This is a genomic window from Martelella alba (assembly GCF_006516955.1).
Taxonomy (GTDB): domain Bacteria; phylum Pseudomonadota; class Alphaproteobacteria; order Rhizobiales; family Rhizobiaceae; genus Martelella; species Martelella alba.
In genome coordinates, this window is the sequence record NZ_VHLG01000007.1 from 100463 (window position 1) to 117101 (window position 16639).

The window sequence follows — 16639 nt, forward strand, 5'->3', positions numbered from 1 at the left end:
AGCCAAGCGCTCGCTGAAATGCAAAACACCGCCCTTTCGGGGCGGTGTTTTCGTTTCGGCTTTTGCGTTTGCGTCAGAGGCAGCGCAGTACCAGCGCCTCCCATGGACCCAAAGTCAGCCTGTTGCCGCCAATGGTCCGGTTTTCCGTGTTGGCGCTTACCACTTCTGCGCCAGCGAGCCCGTCAATGGTGATTTCGGCAGGCTCTGTGGTGAAGTTGATCGCGGTCACGAGCCGGGTATCGCCAAGCCTGCGTTCGAAGACATAAAGGCGCTCATCTGCCGGTGCGAGATCGGCATAGTGGCCATAGATGAGGGCGGGCGTCTTGTGGCGCAGCGTGATCAGCCGGCGATAGTGATGGTAGATCGAGTTGTCGTCAGCCCGCGCAGCAGCGGCGTTTACATCCGGGTAACAGGGATTGACTGGCAGCCATGTTTTGTCACCCGTGGTGAAACCGGCATGGGCGCTGTCATCCCACTGCATTGGCGTGCGGGCGTGATCGCGGCAGACCTTGTTGAGGTTTTCGAGCAGCTCTTCGGGCGTTGCCTTGCCAGTGTCGATAAAATCCTGGCGGAAGCCCTTCACCTCGATGTCGTCGAACTGGTCGAGGTCGGTGAAGGGATAATTCACCATGCCGATTTCCTCGCCCTGATAGATGAAGGGCGTGCCACGCATGGTCAGCATCATGGTGGCAATCGCCTTGGCGGAGAGTACGCGATATTCAGGCGAGGGATCACCAAAATGATTGACGGCGCGCGGCTGGTCGTGATTGCCGAGAAAGACCGTGTTCCACCCCGTAGCACCAACGGCACGGTCGAGCCGGGCAAAGGTTGCCTTCATGTCGGTGAGCTTACGCTCTTTCCAGCGCCAGCCATCGCGATCAAGCGTGACCACGGCAAAGTTGAAAATCATGTTGAGTTCGCCGCGCGCTTCATCGACGAAAAGCGGGGTTTCGACATCGTGAACGCCTGCGGCCTCGCCCACCGTCATGACATCGTAATGTGAGAGCACCTCGCGGTTCATCTCTTTCAGATATTCATGCAGGCGCGGGCCAGCGGCATAGACATGGGCAAAATCCTTCATCTCGTCCGGTGTCATATCCGGGAAATCGAAGTTTTTCGAGATGAAGGGAATGACATCCATGCGGAAACCGGAGACACCCTTGTCGAGCCAGAAACGCATCAGGTCATAGACCTCGGCCCGCACGGCGTCATTGTCCCAGTTGAGATCCGGCTGCTTCTTCGCAAAGTAATGCAGGTAATAATCGCCTGTTGCGGCATCCTTCTCCCAGGCCGATCCACCAAAATAGGAGATGAAATTATTCGGCACGCCCTTTGATCCGTCGCGCCAGATGTAATAGTCGCGCTTGGGATTGTCGCGCGAGGAACGGCTTTCGACGAACCATTCGTGTTCATCACTCGAATGATTGACGACCAGATCGATGATCAGGCGCATGCCGCGCGCCTTGATCGCGGCGAGCAACCGGTCGAAGTCGGCCATTGTGCCGAATTCGGTCATCACCTTGCGATAGTCGCGGATGTCATAGCCGTTGTCGGCATTGGGGCTGTCAAAATGCGGGGAAAGCCAGATCACGTCGATACCGAGACCGGCGATGTGGTCAAGCTTTTCGATGATACCGGGAATGTCACCTATGCCGTCGCCATTGCTGTCGGCAAAGGAGCGCGGATAGATTTGGTATGCAACGGCCTCTTTCCACCAGCGGCGCGTCTGACCTTCGGCTTCAATCATCTCAGTCTCCCTATGACTTTGAATTTGTCTGCGATTGGTTCGTTTATGCCTTTTTCGTTCGCGCGCGCGTGCGACGCAATCGCATGAAAATGAAAGGTATATTTCATTTTTGAAGGGAAGGGGCGGGTCAACGGAATGCTTGCCTGACGCATATGGCGGCGGCATTGCTTTGCCAACCGCCACAAGACCGCGCCATTTATCCTGCCAGTGCCATGGCATCGGCGCCAGCCGGATAACGCAGGCGTGGTGAGCCATCGGTTGCTGCCTGCCAGATGGCATCTGCGACATCGCTTTCCTTCGTCGTTAACGCCGGGCTGGCATATCCGGCAAAGATCGGTCCGGCAAAACCCGCATAGGCTTCCGGAATCAGATCCATCACCGGAATATCGGTGTTGGCGGCGAAGCGGGTTGTTGGCGCATAGCCGGGCTCCACCAGCTTGGCGGCGATCCCGAAACCCGCCAGTTCATGCGCCAGCGAGCCGGTAAAGCCCTCTATGGCCTGCTTGCTGGCGGTATAGGCGGCGGCAAGCGGCATAGGGGCGAGCGTGACGCTGGAGGTGACATTGATGATGATCCCTGAGCCGCGCCTGCGCATTGCCGGGATGATTGCCTGGGTCATCGCCATCATGCCGAATGTGTTGGTCTCGAACACTTTGCGGATATGCGCCATCGGTGTCGCTTCAAACGCGCCGACGACACCGATACCGGCATTGTTGACGAGCACGTCGATTGCGCCAGCGGCATCAATTGCCCCGGTGATACTGTCAGGACGGGTCACGTCGAGTGACAGAAGGCGCAACCGGTCTGAGGCCGGGAAAAGCGTGGCATCGGGATTGCGCATGGTGGCGATGACGTTCCAGCCCCGAGCCAGAAAATGCAGTGCGGTTTCGTGGCCATAGCCGGATGAGGTGCCGGTGATGAGGACGGTTTTCATGTCGGTTTCCTTTCGTTCTCGTGTTGACGGGAACGAATTTAGCGATAACACTGGAACGATCATCAATGAATAGTGCCAATATTATTTGCAAAGGTTCCAATTGTCCGATCCGCTCACGGAAATTGTCAGGCTGCTGCGGCCGAGCGCGGTCTTCTCTAAAGGGATCAGCGGGGCAGGGCGCTGGGCGGTTCGCTATGCGGCATTTGGTGCGCCCGGCTTTTGCGCAGTCACGGAAGGCTGCTGCCGGCTGATGGTGGATGGTGAGGTGCCGGTTCTTCTCGAAACCGGTGATTTCGTGCTGCTGCCAGCAACGCCGGCCTTTACCATGGCAGGGCTGGAGCCGGCCCAGCCGGTTCACCGCGATCCGCATATGGCATTAACGGCAACTGGTGACGTGCGCTACGGGCGCAAGGATGGTCCGCCGGATCTCCGGCAGTTCGGCGGCTATTTCTCCTTTGCCTCGCCAGATGCCGGTCTGCTTGTCTCGCTGCTGCCGGTGATGATCCATATCCGTGGGGTTCCGCGACTGGCGGAGCTGGTACGATATGTCGGGGAGGAGGCCGCCCGCGATGATATCGGCCGTGACCTCATTTTAGAGCGGCTGGTCGAAATTCTGCTGGTCGAGGCCTTGCGGTCGATCCCGGCAGAAAAGAGCCGGCCGGGCCTGTTGCGCGGGCTTGCCGATCCGCGCATCGCGCTCGCGCTGCGTCAGATCCATGCCGAGGTCGAACGGGCCTGGACCGTACACGCTCTGGCGGAGGTGGCGGGCATGTCGCGCACAAGCTTTTTCCGCCGTTTCGCTGCTGTCGTCGGTGTCAGGCCGATGGAGTATCTGCTGACCTGGCGCATGACCATTGCCAAAGACCTGCTGCGGGAGGGGCGTCTGGCGCTTGATCAGGTGGCCGAGCGGATCGGCTACGGCTCCGCCAGCACCTTTTCAACCGCTTTCAGCCGTCATGTCGGCATGCCGCCGGGGCGGTTCAGCCGCAGATAGGAAAAGGCTCAGAACCGGTCCCTGAGTTCCTTAGCCTTTGCGCGAACGGCCTCGCCGTCCAGCCTGACGCGGCGATATTCCCGGTCCTCGGTGCCTTTGCCCATGGAGACATGCGGGTTGCGGTAACGCATTGGACTGTCGAAAAAGGCAGTGGCGCCGAAATGGAAATCAATGCCGGTGACGGGACTGCCCTCGGCAAAGAGCGATTGCGGATCGGGATCGCCGCAAACCATGATGATGATCCCGCCATTGGCATGGGCGATCATGGTCTTCAGAATGTCTTTTCCTGCCTCCGCCGTGATGCGCTGACCGGAGGACAATAGGCGGTCCACCCCGGCTTCGATCAGGTCATCAAGCGCTTCTAGCGGATCGCGGGCCATGTCGAAGGCACGGTGGCAGGTCACGCCCATCGGCCGGGCAGCGGCGACGGCCTTTTTCATGCGATCGACATCAATGCGGCCGTCTTCGGTGAGAATACCGGTCACCACGCCCGCCGCGCCCGCCTCTTTGGCCGCAGCGATATCAGCCAGGATCACGTCGAACTCCGCGTCGCTGTAGCAGAAATCGCCGCCGCGCGGACGGATGATCGGGAAGACGGGTATGGAAAGGCGCGCGACCGCCAGCCGGATTTCGCCCATCGAAGGCGTGATCCCGCCTTCGCTGGCAAGTGCTGCGCAAAGCTCGATGCGTTCGGCACCTGCCTCTTCTGCTGCAAGCGCCTGTTCCAGACCCTCGACGCAGATCTCGATCATCGGTCTTGTCATGGTCGTCCTCAGCAGCAGGCGCAGCGTGTCAGGAAACGCTCTTCGAAAGGCCTGCGGCCCACTTCCATCTCCTTGCCGCCGAGATAGCAGGCGACGGGCTGCAGCATACGCTTTCCGGGACGTTCCGTTCCGCGCACATCGGAGAAAATGAAGTCGGCCTCGCAGTCATCCAGTACGGTGATATCGGCATTGGCTCCGACGCCGATATGGCCGAGATCGGGGCGGCGGATCGAAAGCGCCGGGCGGCTGGTCGACATGCCGATGACGTCGGGGAGTGACAGCCCGCAATTATAGAGCTTGCTCATCACATGCAGGAGGTCGTAGCCGGGTCCTTCGACGGCAACGACATGGACGTCGGAGGATATGATATCGGGCAGGAAATCCTGACGGATTGCCGGTTCGGCGGTCTCATAGGAAAAGGCACCCATGCCATGGGCGATATCGAACAGCACGCCGCGTTTGCGCGCCGCGATGATCTCGGGCAGGATCTCGCCATCCTCGGTCAGCGCCGAATTGGGCGAGGGACGATAGCAATGGGTGAGAATATCGCCGGGGCGCAGCATCGAGACGACGTCGGCATAGGATGGCGGCGGGCCGCCAATATGGGTCATCAGCGGCAGGCCGACCTTGTCGGCCGCTTCCAGCGCCAGTTCGAGCGCACCGAGCGCCAGTTCGCCGGTCGCAGGACCGCCGATACGGACCTTGACGCCGATGATCTTGTCGCGGTTTTCCTCGATCTTGGCAACGCAGCGATCAACCGGCAGCATTTCGCGCAAGGTGGCTTCACCGATGAACAGCCCCTTGTCGAAGCCGAAGATGCCGGGAAACGAAATGTTGAGGAAGGCGAGAATGCGATAGGGCGAATTGGCCATGACATAGTCCCGGAAACCGTCATAGTTTCCGGCACCCGCACTGCCAGCATCGACGAGCGTGGTCATGGCCGAGCGGCGGGCAATCATGTTGGGATCGACGCTGAGCGAGGTCGCCTTGTGATAGACATGGGTATGCAGGTCGATCAGGCCCGGCACAACCAGCTTGCCCGTCACATCCTCAACCCGCTTTGCGCCCTCGGTGCTGATATCGGCCGCGACCGCAGCAATCTTTCCATGCGTGACCGCGACGTCGAAAATGCCATCCATGCCGTTTCGTTCATCGAGCACACGACCGCCCTTGAGGATCAGATCATAGGGTGCGGACGCAGTTTTGGTGGTCATTGAAGTGACTCCGTTAGAGCTCTGCCACGCAGAGGCGGTGGCAGATCTGTGTCGTTTCTTTGGTTCGAGGAAGCCCGGCCGCTCAGAGCGGCTTGTAGGCGATCGCCTCGATCTCGACGAGAATGTTGATCATCAGACGTGCCTCGCTGGTGGTGCGGGCCGGGAATTTTCCGGGCTCGAAGAAGGCAGCATAGGCCTTGTTGAAGCGGCCGAAATCGCGGGCATCCTGAAGCCAGGCAGTCGTCTTGCAGACATCCTTCATCTCGCAGCCAGCAAGCTTCAGCGCCTTTTCGATGTTCTTCATCACCTGGGTCGTCTGGGCTTCGATATCGTGCGGGGCGATCGAGCCATCCGCGCAGACCGGCACCTGGCCGGAGACATAGACGAAGTCACCGGCGCGAACGGCGGGGCTCAGCGGTGCCGCGCTGGGCGAGGTTTCGGGGGCGTGGAAGTGTTTCAGTTCGGACATTGTCTTAACTCACAGTCTTGAAATGAAAAGGATCATCCCTTTACCGCGCCGCCGGAGAGCCCGGTGATCATGTGCCGCTGCAGCCACATGAACAGGATGGCGACGGGAATGGTGGCGACAAAGGTCGCGGCCATCACATGGTGCCATTCGATCTGGTAGCGGCCGGACGACAGGGCGGCGATCTTCAGCGGCAGGGTGTAATGTTCGGACGAGCGCAAGATGGCGAGTGCCAGCGCATATTCGTTCCAGGCACCGATGAAGGTGAAAAGCGCCGTTACCGCCACAGCGGGGGCGGCCATGGGAACGAACACGGTGCGGATCGCATGGAAGGGCGAGGCGCCTTCAAGCCAGGCGGCATGTTCCAGCTCGACGGGAATGGAGGCGAAATAGGAACGCAGCATCCAGACGGCGAAGGCGATGTGGAAGCAGCAATAGAGTACCGAAAGGGCGATCAGCGAATCGAGCGCGCCAATGCCGACCACGAGCCGGAACAGGCCGATCACCAGCACCACCGGCGAAAACATCTGCGTCACCAGAAGGAAGGTCTGGAAGGTGGACTTGCCCTTGAAGGTAAGCCGCACCATGGCATAGGCGGCAGGCACCGAGACGAGGATGGTCAGAACCGTCGTCAGTACGCCGACAACGAGCGAATTGGTAAGCGCCTCGCCGAAACCGACGGTCTGCCACATGTCCTTGAAGTTGACCCAAGCAAAATGGCTCGGGATCCAGCGCGGATCGCCGGACAGGACCTCGTCGCCCGGTGTCAGTGACGTCGAAATCATCACCGCAAAGGGGAACAGGTTGATGACGACCAGCGGAGACAGAATGATCCAGTAGATCAGGGAGCGACGGGCATCAGCCATTTTTTTCCTCCCGAACGAGGCGCAGATAGATGATGGCAAAGATGGTCAGAAAGACGAACATCAAGAGCGATACGACAGACGCTTCGCCGAGCTTTCCATATTTGAAGGCGATCTTGTAAAGATAGGTCACCAGAATATCGGTTGAATTGGCTGGGCCGCCTTCCGTCAGGATCCAGATGATCGGGAAGGAATTGAAGACGTAGATCACGTTCAGGACGATGGCGATGTTGAGATAGGGCTTCATCATCGGCAAGGTGATGGTCTTGAAACAATGCCAGTTCGATGCCCCTTCCATCCTCGCCGCCTCGTAGAGATCCGAGGGCAGCGATGACAGTCCGCCGAGGAAGATCGTTACCGTGAAGGGGATGGAAACGATGATACCGATCAGGACCATCACGGTGAAGGCTGTCGTCCCGCTTGAAAGCCAAACCACCGGATCGCGCAGGATACCAAGCTGTTCCAGAAGATGGTTGAGATAGCCGGTCTCACCGTTCAGCGCCCAGCGCCAGACAACCGTCAGCAGCGACAGGGATACCGACCAGGGCAGCATGACGATCACCCGGGCAAAGCCGCGGCCGTGGAACTTGTCATTGAGGATCAGCGCCAGGCCGACCGAGCAGATCAGCGTGCCGCCGACCACCAGCAGCGTCCACCAGACCGAGCGGATGGCAGCCTGCTGAAACAGCGGATCGGAGAAGACTGCGTGAAAATTGGCAAAATCATTCAAACCCTTCACCTGGCCAAAGCGCGTGACCTTGCGCAGTGAGGTCTGGATCAGCGCATAGACCGGATAGATGATGATGAAGGCAGAGAGAATGAGGCCGGGGCCGATAAACAGAAGCGGCACCAGCTTTTTTGACCAGAGTGAGAGGGGAGTGGGGGCCGCAATGCCCCCGTCACGCGCCATCTCCGGGTCGGATACGGAATGAGCGGGCATTGCGGCCTTGTCCTCAGTTCTGCGAAATAACGTCGTTGACCTTGGTCTCAATGTCGGAAAGCGCCGCATCGGGCTCCATCTGACCGAGATAGGTCGACTGTAGATCGGTGATCGTGGCGTCGGCGATTTCTTCCCAGCCGGCGACCAGCGGAGCGAAATGCGCGCCTGCCAGAAGGTCGGTGAACACCTTCAGGTCTGCATTGTCAGCAAACATCGGGTTGGCTGCTTCTTCCTTGTTGACTGGCAGGAAGCCTTCGGCCTGATCGAACTTGACGCGCTGATCCGTGGTGAAGAGGAAGTCGAGGAAGGCCCAAGCCTCATCCTTGACCTTGGAATTCTGGAACATCACGATCGAGTCAGTCACACCGTAGGTCGCGGAGGTGGTGCCCTTCGGAACGGCGGCGAGGCCGTAGTTCAGGTCAGGCGCCTGTTCTTTGATCTGCTTGGACAGGAACGGGCCGGTGATGACCATGCCAAGCTTGCCCTGCTTGAACAGGTTCTCGATGTCAGCGCGCTGATAGTCGGTTACGCCCGGCTCTGTCAGGCCTTCCTTGATCATCGTCGTGTAGATGTCCATGGCCTTCTTGCCGGCATCCGAATTGACGGCCGACTTGCCATCGGCATTGAGGATCGTGCCGCCATAGCTCCACATCGGGTAGTACCAGTAGACGTCCGTCTCGGTGCTCTTGCCCTGAATGCCATAGGCGTGAGTGCCGTCCTTGCCGAGATCCTTGATGGCGCGCGATACGGTCAGCATGTCGTCCCAGGTGGCCGGCGGGGCATCAAAACCGGCTTCCTTCAGCAGGTCCTTGTTGTAGAACATGGCGCGGGCCGAAGCGGCGATCGGCAGGCCATAGGTGGTGCCGTCGACGACTGAAGGCGTCAGGAAGGTCTGGAAGAAGCGATCCTTGAACGCATCGTCCATATAGCTGTCGAGCGGTTCGACAACGCCCTGATCGGCGTAATCGAGGATCCAGCGGGTGCCAATGACGGCGAGGTCGGCGTTGACGCCACCCGAAATATCGGTGACGAGCTTCTGCTGCAGCGAGGCCCACGGCACCATTTCAAGTTCGATCTTGGTGTCGGGATTTGCCGCCATGAAGGCGTCAGCGGCCTGCTGGAAATACGGCATGGTGTTGGATGAATATTCCGGGATCGTCACCCGCACGGTGCCTGCCTCGGCGGCGCCTGCGGCAAGGATGGCGAATGTGGAAGCGGCAAGTGCGAGGCGCATTGCGCCCTTGAGCTTGCGCGTGGAAAGCTGATGCATGATTTTTCTCCAGATTGGAGCCGGTCTTGTGCCGGCGTTCCCCTACGACTTTAGCCTAGGCTGAAGATTTCCTTGCCGTCAATGCAGGAAATGCAAAATTATGCAAAAAACAAATATTGCGCAATTTGCGTTACCGTGCCAGCATTCGCCGGACAGAAAGAGGGCAAGAAGCCACGATGAATGGAACAGCAGATGACAAATACCGCGGTCTTTTTGCCTATGGCTGGGACATTGCGGAGATGGATGATGACCGTTTTGTCGATGAAGCGCATCGGCTTGGCCTGAATACGATCACTTATGCGGCAGCCTATCACGCCGGAAAGTTTACCAGACCCAAAGGCGTCCACGGCAAGATCTTCTTTCCCGAGGATGGGCGAACGCATTTCCGCTCTGATGCTTCGCGTTATGAGGCGATCAAGCCGGAAACCAGTGGTTTTGCTGCCGGGAATGACCTTTTCGAGCGGCTCTGTGCCCGTAGCGACGTTGCCGTCAGCGCCTGGACCGTGCTGCTGCACAATAGTTTCCTTGGCGCAAAGCATCCAGATTGCGTGGTCGAAAATGCTTTCGGCGATCGCTATGTCTACTCACTTTGCCCTTCCAATCCTGCCGTTCGGGCCTATGCGCGTAATCTGTGCTGCGATGTTGCCAATTCCCATGATGTTGAAGGACTGACGCTGGAGACGCCTGGCTTTCTGCCCTTCCGTCACGGCTATCATCATGAATTTGCACTGCTTGGCTCCATGCCGGGAACGGAAATGCTGCTTGGTCTTTGTTTTTGCGAACATTGCGAAAACCGTGCAAAATTTGCAGGCATTGACGTTGCCGGGCTGCGCGGCCGGGTGAAAAAGCATGTGGCAGGGGCCATGGACGCGGCTTACGAGCCGCATCCTGCCACCAACCGCGCCTGGGTTGAAGCGGATCTTGTGCTGGATGCCGATCTTGCTGCCTATCACCGCATGCGCTGCGAGGCGGTAACGAGCCTGGTCGGCGAAATTCGTGAAGCCGTGCGCAAGGATGCGAGCATCCACATCATTCCCTCGGTCAATCAGCCGGTCGGTCTTTGCTATCTGGAAGGGTCTGACCTTGCGGCACTGTCAAAGGTCGCCGATGGGCTGGAAGTGTGTTTTTACACGCCGCCAGCTGAAACGGCGCTGACGGAGCTTTCCGAGATCCGGGCGCGCACTGGAGACGATGTGTCTATCCGCGCCGTTCTGCGACCGGGCGTTCCAGATTACGCCAGCGAGGGCGGTTTTGCCGCGACGGTGGCGGCGCTTGAAAATGCCGGGGTTTCCGGCTTCGGCTTCTACAATTACGGTCATGTGCGCGCGAGCGGGCTCGAATGGGTCGGCCGCGCCATGCATGGCCTCAAATGAAAACCGTATAAAATAAGAACGGGGAACTGACATGAAGAGACTTGAAGGGCGCGTGGCGCTGGTGACCGGTGGCGTTGGTGGCATCGGAACGGCGGTGGTCAAGGATTTCCTCGCCGAAGGCGCCAAGGTCATCATTAGCGATATCAAGGCCGAAGCCGTGGATGCGGCTGTTGCTGGCTATAAGGCGGAAGGCTATCCGGTTGCCGGCGCTGCTGCCAGCATCATCGACCTTGACGCGCTGCAGGCCGCGGTCGATGCCGCCGTTGCCGAACTCGGACCGATCGATATCGTTGTTGCCAATGCCAATACCGGCGGTGCGACAACCACCATGGACAAGACCTCGCCGGAACGCTTCCGTCAGGATGTTGCCGACAATTTGGCCGGGCAATACAACACCATCCGCGTTGCCATTGATGGCATGAAGGCTAAAAAACATGGCGCGATCGTTGTGGTTGGCTCGGTCAATGGCCTCGCCACCTTCGGTCAGCCCGCCTATAGCGCTGCCAAGGCCGGGCTTGTCAGCCTGACGCGCACTATGGCGACGGAATATGGCGAGCACAATATCCGCGCCAATATCGTTTGCCCCGGCACAGTGCAGACACCGGCCTGGGATCATCGCATTGCCCGCAAGCCTGACGTGATGGACGGGTTGAAGAAATGGTATCCGCTGAAGCGCGTCGCCATGCCGGTCGATATTGCCAAGGCAATCACCTTCCTTGCCTCTGATGATGCCGGCTTCATTTCGGGCGTTACCCTTCCGGTTGATGGCGGGTTGATGGCTGGCAATCTGGCAATGTCACGCGAGCTGACGCTGGAGGATATCTGATGGCGGATCTGGTTCTTTCGCAGATCAACAAGCATTACGGCGATCATCAGGTCCTGCACGATATCGACCTGATGATCCCGGATGGCGAATTCGTCGTTCTGGTCGGTCCGTCCGGCTGCGGCAAGTCAACGCTGCTGCGCATGATTGCCGGTCTGGAAGAGGTGACCTATGGTGATCTGATCATTGGCGGGCATCGCTCCAACCATGTGACGCCGCAGCGGCGCAATATCGCCATGGTGTTCCAGTCCTACGCGCTGTTTCCGCATATGACGGTGCGTGACAATATCGCCTATGGCCCGAAGCTCAGAGGCGAAAAGGCAGGCGAGATCGACGTCAAGATCGCCCATGCCGCCGAAATTCTCAACCTGACGCCCTATCTGGAGCGCTATCCGCGCCAGCTTTCCGGTGGCCAGCGCCAGCGCGTCGCCATGGGCCGTGCCATTGTGCGCGAGCCGAGCCTTTTTCTCTTTGATGAGCCGTTGTCCAATCTCGATGCGCAGCTGCGAGTACAGATGCGCACTGAAATCAAGGCGCTGCACAAGAAGGTTGGTCGCACCTCCATCTATGTCACCCATGACCAGATCGAGGCGATGACGCTTGCCGACCGGATCGTGGTGATGAATGCCGGCCATATCGAGCAGATCGGCACGCCACTGGAACTTTACGACACGCCGAAAACGCTGTTCGTGGCGAAATTCATAGGTTCACCGGCGATGAATCTGCTGGATGCCAATATTGCCTCGTCTGATGGTCAGACGCGCGCGCTGATCGGCGACAGCATTTCCATTGCACTACCCGGCGCCACGGGGCTGCAGCCGGGTGACACGCTGACGCTCGGTATCCGGCCTGAACATTTCGAACTCGCTCCCGACGGCGAGGGCCTGCCGCTCGCGGTCGATCTGGTCGAGCAGACCGGCGCCGATACCTATGTCTACGGCAAGATCGGCGGGCAGAGCGTGGTGGCGCTGTTCCGCCATCGCCTCGTTGTCGACAGCGATGCGGTCCTTTCGGTCCGCCCGCAGCTCGGCATGGAGCATCTGTTCAATCCCCAGACGGGAAAGCGCATCTGAAAGGGTGATCGCAGTGCATATTGAAGACATCGATACCCCGGCGCCGCTCGTCGATCTGGCAATCGTTGAAGCCAATCTGAAGCGGATGCAGGATTATTGTGATGCCCATGGCATCAAATTGCGTCCCCACATCAAGACCCACAAGATTGCCGAACTGGCCAGACGCCAGATGGCGCTCGGCGCCTGCGGTATCACCTGCCAGAAACTCGGCGAGGCCGAGGTGATGGCCGATGCCGGGATTGATGACATTCTGATCTCCTATCCGATCATCGGCCCGATCAAGGCAAAGCGGCTTGCCGCGCTTGCCAAGCGGGTGAAGATGACGGTGGCGATCGACAATGATGTTGCCTTTGAAACCGTCGCATCCGCTGCCCGGATGGCCGCTGCCAAGATTGCTGTTCTGGTCGAATTCGACAGCGGCATGGGGCGCACCGGCGTCATGTCGGTCGCTGAAGCGCTGCGGCTGGCGCAAAGGGTTGACGCAGAGCCGGGGCTGCATTTTTCCGGGCTGATGACCTATCCGGCCAATGAGGCGTCTGCCACCTTCGTCAAGGCGGCGCGCCCCGTCTTTGAGGCCGCCGGTCTGCCAATCCCGATGGTGTCGGGCGGTGGTACGCCTGCGTCGCTGCATATTCACGAACTCGGCGTCATCGATGAGCTGCGCGTCGGCACCTATATCTACAACGACCGGATGATGATGGGGGCCGGTCATGCGACGCTGGAAGATTGCGCCTTTGATGTCATCGTCACCGTCGTCTCACGGCCCGAGCCCGATCGTGCGATCATTGATGCCGGCACGAAGTCTCTCACCAGCGATCCTTCGGGCAAAGGCGGTCCGGGACATGGCCTGATTCGTGAATATCCCGATGCGGTTATCGTCCGGCTGACGGAGGAACATGGCATGGTCGACCTTTCCGCCTGTCAGAAAAAGCCGGAAATCGGTGAGATCTTGCATGTTGTGCCAAATCACGTCTGTCCGGTTTCCAATCTCCACGATACCATCTTCGTCAAGGCGGGCGATGAATGTCTCACGTGGCGAGTCGATGCACGTGGTCTGACCCGGTAGGTTTTCTGAAAATGTCTGCATCCACAAATCTTCGCTCGCTGTTTGGCCGGCGCGACTTCGGGCTCTATACGCTTGGCAATTGCGCGGGCTTGCTTGCCCAGTGGATGCTGAAAACCACGATCGCCTGGCTCGCCTGGGAAATGACCGGCAAGAGCCTGTGGGTCGGCCTGGCGGTGACGGCTGAAATGGTGCCGACTGTTCTGGTCGGTCTCTATGCCGGTGTCATTGCAGACCGGGCCGATCTGCGCCGCCTCCTTATGCGGATCCAGTTTTCCACGGTCTGCATCTATTCCGCCCTGGCGGTGATGGATCTTCAGGGCCTGCTGTCGATCCCGATCATGCTGGCGCTACTCGCCTGTAATGGTGTGATTGTCGGCTTTGCCCAGCCGGCAAGCCAGGCGGCGATTACCGGGCTTGTCGACCGGGAGGAGCTCGGAACGGCGATCTCTTTGAACTCGATCCTGTTCAATCTTGCCCGTTTTGCAGGCCCGGCCATTGCCGGTGGGCTGATTGCGGGCTTCGGTTCGTCCGTGGCGCTGACGGTGACGGCCTTCTTCGCCGGGCTGTTCTTTCTGTCGCTTCTGGTGGTGCATTTCAACGCTGTGCCGCGTCTGGCGCCTACCGGCTCGATCTTCAGCCAGATTGGCGAGGGTGCGCGCCATATTGTGACGGAGCCGACGGTCTATTTCGTTTTTCTGCTCTATGCCACGGCCGCCTTCCTGATTCGGCCGATCAGTGAACTTCTGCCGGAACTGGCGGATGCGGTTCTTGGCGGCGGAGCGGAAACGCTGGCCTGGCTGTCTTCCGCCATGGGGTTCGGCGCGATCATTGCCGGTGTCATAAACATGGTCGGCGGAGAACGCGGCCAGGTACCGCTTGCCGTCTGGGGCACGCTGCTGGCCGTTATGGGGGCGCTGGTTCTGGCGCTGACATCCTCGCCGTCTGTCGCGCTTTTCGGTGCTGCCGTGTTCGGCGGGGCGCTTGCCGCGGGCGGCGTCGCCTCGCAGACGGTGCTGCAGCTCGGTTCACCAGCCCATCTGCGTGGCCGGGTCATGTCCATCCACGGTATCATTTTCCGCGTCGGCCCGGCGCTAGGCGCTGTCATTCTCGGCGGCGTGGGGGATGCGCTGAGCTTGCAGCGCGCACTACTTGGCGGTATTGCGGCGATGCTTGTAATCTGGTTCTGGCTGGTCAAGCGCAAGGGAGTGCGTCATGGCCTGCGATAAGGTGATTGCTGTCAGAACATGCGACAGGAAGGTGGAGGCAGGATGAAGGAACGGGCCAGGCGCATCAATCAGGCCGATATTGCCGAGCTTGCCGATGTCTCCATCAGCACCGTCTCGCGTGCCCTTGGCGGCGCACATGGCATCTCGCCGGAGGTGCGCGAGCGGATCCGGCGGATCGCCGATGAACTTGGCTATTCCGAGCGTCCGCCCGTGCAGCTTACCGCGCCTGCGATCAAGGCGGTGGTCTATCTGCCGATGCACCCGGTCACCGGTGGCCTGCATCCGATCTTTCAGGAAACCTATGACGGTATTGTAGCTGCGGCAGCAGAAAACGCGTTCGAACTGTTTCCCAAGCTTCTGCCGGAGGAAGATATTGATCTGGCGCTGATCCGGGAGACTGCCGACTATCACGGAACGGCGACCGCCTTCATGTTCTATGTCGACCCTGTTCCGGAGGTTGCACGCTTCTTTCAGGAAAGCGGCAGTCTTGTTCTGGTCAACAATATCGATGCTGATATGCGTTTTGATAGTGTGATCGTTGACAATTATGCAGGTTCCAAGCTTGCGACACGAAAAATGCTGGCCGCTGGTCATCGCAATATCCTCTTTGTCGCAGGCAATTTGCGGTATTCCCCGCGCGAACGGTTGCGTGGTTTCTACGATGCGATTGCTGAATGCCCCGATGCCAGTGGTCAGCAGGTGGTCATTGGCTATGATCGCCATGAGACAGCGATGGACTATTTCAAGCGCTATTTCGAAAGCCGTGAAAGCTGGGACTGGACCGCGATCGTTTGCGGCAATGATCTGATGGCGATCGGCATTCTGCAGGCTGCGCGCGAATGCGGGCTTACCGTGCCGGACGATTTCTCCATTATCGGTTTTGACGACATCAGCTGGTCGGCGATGACCACGCCGAGGCTCGCGACTGTCCGCTATGAGCGGGCCGGGCTCGGCGAGGAGGCCATCCGCCTGATGAAGCGCCGGATCGAATATCCAGACGCGCCGGTCATCAAGGCCTCCGTCGGCGTAACCTTTGTCGATGGCGGCACGGTCGGGGGATTTTAGCAGACGGGCCGGGTTTCGCCGCAATATAGGCGGAAGCGATTTTGGCTTATGTGACTTTCTGGCTAGCCTGCGCTTTCTTGAAAAGCGACAGAGAAGACATAGCGCAGGAGATTGCCATGGCATTGAAACCATTCGTTCAGCCGCATGTTGAAACGCGTGCAGCGGAGCGCAGTGAGGGGACCCCTGAAGATATCAAGCCCCAGTCGCGTAAACGCCGTGGCAGCATTGAAGATACAGAAAGATGTCTGGAAGCTGGCGTCGCTAAAAGGCCCGCTCCGGCAAGATGGAGTGTCTTCTACGCCCGACGTACGGAAGGCGATGCGCGCCCGCGTATCAAGGTGTCCGACGAATGGGTTATGGATTTTGTGAGGGGCCGCATTTCGATGTTGAGTGAAGGCGCCCATGCTGAAAATAATCTGGGCGCCCTGATGGCTCAGGCGGATCAGGAACCCGTCTCATCGACAGGGACGCAGCGTTTACCGTTGGATGAAGATGCGGCGGGTTTCAATGTGGCGCCGGATGAGGATACAGAGCCTTCCGTCTCGCCACTGAGCAGTATGCCCTCGCTGATGATGTCGCTTCCCGCGCCGTTCTCCAGGCGCCGGCATTCCCGTGCTGACGATTTGGTTGCATCTTCGAACATGTCGCAGCACCGTCAGCCGCCGTGCCCTGACACACCCTTCGATGAGCAGGGCCGGGAAGTACTGAGGCATCCGGATCTTCTGGAAGAGGCGTTGTCCATCGTCCCGGAGCGGAACACATTCTCACCATGACCTGAAAAGCATGAAAAAGGGCCGCGAAACTCGCGGCCCTGTCTGCAT

Annotated in this window: 16 protein-coding genes; 8 read left to right on the plus strand and 8 right to left on the minus strand. The window is 59.3% G+C overall.

Features of this window, described 5'->3' with window-relative positions:
- Positions 1-73: 73 nt before the first annotated feature.
- Positions 74-1747, minus strand: coding sequence for an alpha-glucosidase (locus FJU08_RS12105; RefSeq protein WP_181409830.1), 1674 nt, complete (start codon positions 1745-1747; stop codon positions 74-76).
- Positions 1748-1943: 196 nt separating this feature from the next.
- Positions 1944-2681 carry an SDR family oxidoreductase gene (locus FJU08_RS12110; RefSeq protein ID WP_141149276.1) on the minus strand — a complete coding sequence of 246 codons (738 nt, stop codon included), beginning with the start codon at positions 2679-2681 and terminating at the stop codon, positions 1944-1946.
- 100 nt (positions 2682-2781) lie between these two features.
- Here FJU08_RS12110 and FJU08_RS12115 point away from each other — a divergent pair, with 100 nt between their 5' ends.
- Complete coding sequence (locus FJU08_RS12115; RefSeq protein WP_141149277.1) at positions 2782-3675, plus strand: AraC family transcriptional regulator; 894 nt, start codon at positions 2782-2784, stop codon at positions 3673-3675.
- An 8-nt stretch (positions 3676-3683) separates the two neighbouring features.
- On the opposite strand, the gene FJU08_RS12120 is transcribed toward FJU08_RS12115, so the two are convergent.
- The 6 genes from FJU08_RS12120 to FJU08_RS12145 form a co-directional block, all read right to left on the minus strand.
- Complete coding sequence (locus tag FJU08_RS12120) at positions 3684-4439, minus strand: copper homeostasis protein CutC (protein ID WP_141149278.1); 756 nt, start codon at positions 4437-4439, stop codon at positions 3684-3686.
- A gap of 8 nt (positions 4440-4447) precedes the next feature.
- Entirely contained in the window at positions 4448-5653 is a 1206-nt protein-coding gene (locus tag FJU08_RS12125; RefSeq protein WP_141149279.1) for an amidohydrolase/deacetylase family metallohydrolase, read from the minus strand.
- A gap of 82 nt (positions 5654-5735) precedes the next feature.
- A complete protein-coding gene (locus tag FJU08_RS12130) occupies positions 5736-6122 on the minus strand; it encodes a RidA family protein (RefSeq protein WP_141149280.1) in 387 nt (128 codons plus the stop codon).
- Positions 6123-6154: 32 nt separating this feature from the next.
- Positions 6155-6985: a carbohydrate ABC transporter permease gene (locus tag FJU08_RS12135; RefSeq protein ID WP_141149281.1), complete on the minus strand. Its 831-nt coding sequence runs from the start codon at positions 6983-6985 to the stop codon at positions 6155-6157.
- Positions 6978-7892, minus strand: coding sequence for a carbohydrate ABC transporter permease (locus tag FJU08_RS12140; RefSeq protein WP_141149379.1), 915 nt, complete (start codon positions 7890-7892; stop codon positions 6978-6980). Before FJU08_RS12140 ends, FJU08_RS12135 begins: the two co-directional genes overlap by 8 nt.
- 43 nt (positions 7893-7935) lie before the next feature.
- Entirely contained in the window at positions 7936-9192 is a 1257-nt protein-coding gene (locus tag FJU08_RS12145) for an ABC transporter substrate-binding protein (RefSeq protein ID WP_407943705.1), read from the minus strand.
- 176 nt (positions 9193-9368) lie between these two features.
- On the opposite strand from FJU08_RS12145, the gene FJU08_RS12150 reads away from it, so the two are divergent.
- The 7 genes from FJU08_RS12150 (at position 9369) to FJU08_RS12180 (ending at position 16591) form a co-directional block, all read left to right on the plus strand.
- Entirely contained in the window at positions 9369-10565 is a 1197-nt protein-coding gene (locus FJU08_RS12150; protein WP_141149282.1) for a hypothetical protein, read from the plus strand.
- Between the two features lie 31 nt (positions 10566-10596).
- The gene (locus tag FJU08_RS12155) at positions 10597-11391 is read left to right on the plus strand and encodes an SDR family oxidoreductase (RefSeq protein WP_141149283.1); all 795 of its coding nucleotides are present in this window, start codon (positions 10597-10599) and stop codon (positions 11389-11391) included.
- Positions 11391-12461, plus strand: coding sequence for an ABC transporter ATP-binding protein (locus FJU08_RS12160; RefSeq protein WP_141149284.1), 1071 nt, complete (start codon positions 11391-11393; stop codon positions 12459-12461). The genes FJU08_RS12155 and FJU08_RS12160 overlap by 1 nt, the downstream gene beginning before the upstream one ends.
- Before the next feature lie 13 nt (positions 12462-12474).
- Positions 12475-13527 carry an alanine racemase gene (locus FJU08_RS12165; RefSeq protein WP_141149285.1) on the plus strand — a complete coding sequence of 351 codons (1053 nt, stop codon included), beginning with the start codon at positions 12475-12477 and terminating at the stop codon, positions 13525-13527.
- 11 nt (positions 13528-13538) lie between these two features.
- Positions 13539-14753, plus strand: a complete 1215-nt coding sequence (locus FJU08_RS12170) for an MFS transporter (RefSeq protein ID WP_181409831.1) — start codon at positions 13539-13541, stop codon at positions 14751-14753.
- 42 nt (positions 14754-14795) lie between these two features.
- On the plus strand, positions 14796-15818 hold the full coding sequence (locus FJU08_RS12175) for a LacI family DNA-binding transcriptional regulator (RefSeq protein WP_181409832.1): 1023 nt from the start codon (positions 14796-14798) through the stop codon (positions 15816-15818).
- A gap of 116 nt (positions 15819-15934) precedes the next feature.
- A complete protein-coding gene (locus tag FJU08_RS12180) occupies positions 15935-16591 on the plus strand; it encodes a hypothetical protein (protein ID WP_141149288.1) in 657 nt (218 codons plus the stop codon).
- Positions 16592-16639: the final 48 nt, after the last annotated feature.

Excerpts from the sequence above, each read along its gene's own strand:
- FJU08_RS12130 (WP_141149280.1), bottom strand. The coding sequence starts at position 6,122 with ATGTCCGAACTGAAACACTTCCACGCCCCCGAAACCTCGCCCAGCGCG.
- FJU08_RS12160 (WP_141149284.1), top strand. The coding sequence starts at position 11,391 with ATGGCGGATCTGGTTCTTTCGCAGATCAACAAGCATTACGGCGATCAT.
- FJU08_RS12135 (WP_141149281.1), bottom strand. The coding sequence starts at position 6,985 with ATGGCTGATGCCCGTCGCTCCCTGATCTACTGGATCATTCTGTCTCCG.
- FJU08_RS12170 (WP_181409831.1), top strand. The coding sequence starts at position 13,539 with ATGTCTGCATCCACAAATCTTCGCTCGCTGTTTGGCCGGCGCGACTTC.
- FJU08_RS12110 (WP_141149276.1), bottom strand. The coding sequence starts at position 2,681 with ATGAAAACCGTCCTCATCACCGGCACCTCATCCGGCTATGGCCACGAA.
- FJU08_RS12155 (WP_141149283.1), top strand. The coding sequence starts at position 10,597 with ATGAAGAGACTTGAAGGGCGCGTGGCGCTGGTGACCGGTGGCGTTGGT.
- FJU08_RS12145 (WP_407943705.1), bottom strand. The coding sequence starts at position 9,192 with ATGCATCAGCTTTCCACGCGCAAGCTCAAGGGCGCAATGCGCCTCGCA.
- FJU08_RS12180 (WP_141149288.1), top strand. The coding sequence starts at position 15,935 with ATGGCATTGAAACCATTCGTTCAGCCGCATGTTGAAACGCGTGCAGCG.
- FJU08_RS12140 (WP_141149379.1), bottom strand. The coding sequence starts at position 7,892 with ATGGCGCGTGACGGGGGCATTGCGGCCCCCACTCCCCTCTCACTCTGG.
- FJU08_RS12175 (WP_181409832.1), top strand. The coding sequence starts at position 14,796 with ATGAAGGAACGGGCCAGGCGCATCAATCAGGCCGATATTGCCGAGCTT.
- FJU08_RS12120 (WP_141149278.1), bottom strand. The coding sequence starts at position 4,439 with ATGACAAGACCGATGATCGAGATCTGCGTCGAGGGTCTGGAACAGGCG.
- FJU08_RS12105 (WP_181409830.1), bottom strand. The coding sequence starts at position 1,747 with ATGATTGAAGCCGAAGGTCAGACGCGCCGCTGGTGGAAAGAGGCCGTT.
- FJU08_RS12150 (WP_141149282.1), top strand. The coding sequence starts at position 9,369 with ATGAATGGAACAGCAGATGACAAATACCGCGGTCTTTTTGCCTATGGC.
- FJU08_RS12125 (WP_141149279.1), bottom strand. The coding sequence starts at position 5,653 with ATGACCACCAAAACTGCGTCCGCACCCTATGATCTGATCCTCAAGGGC.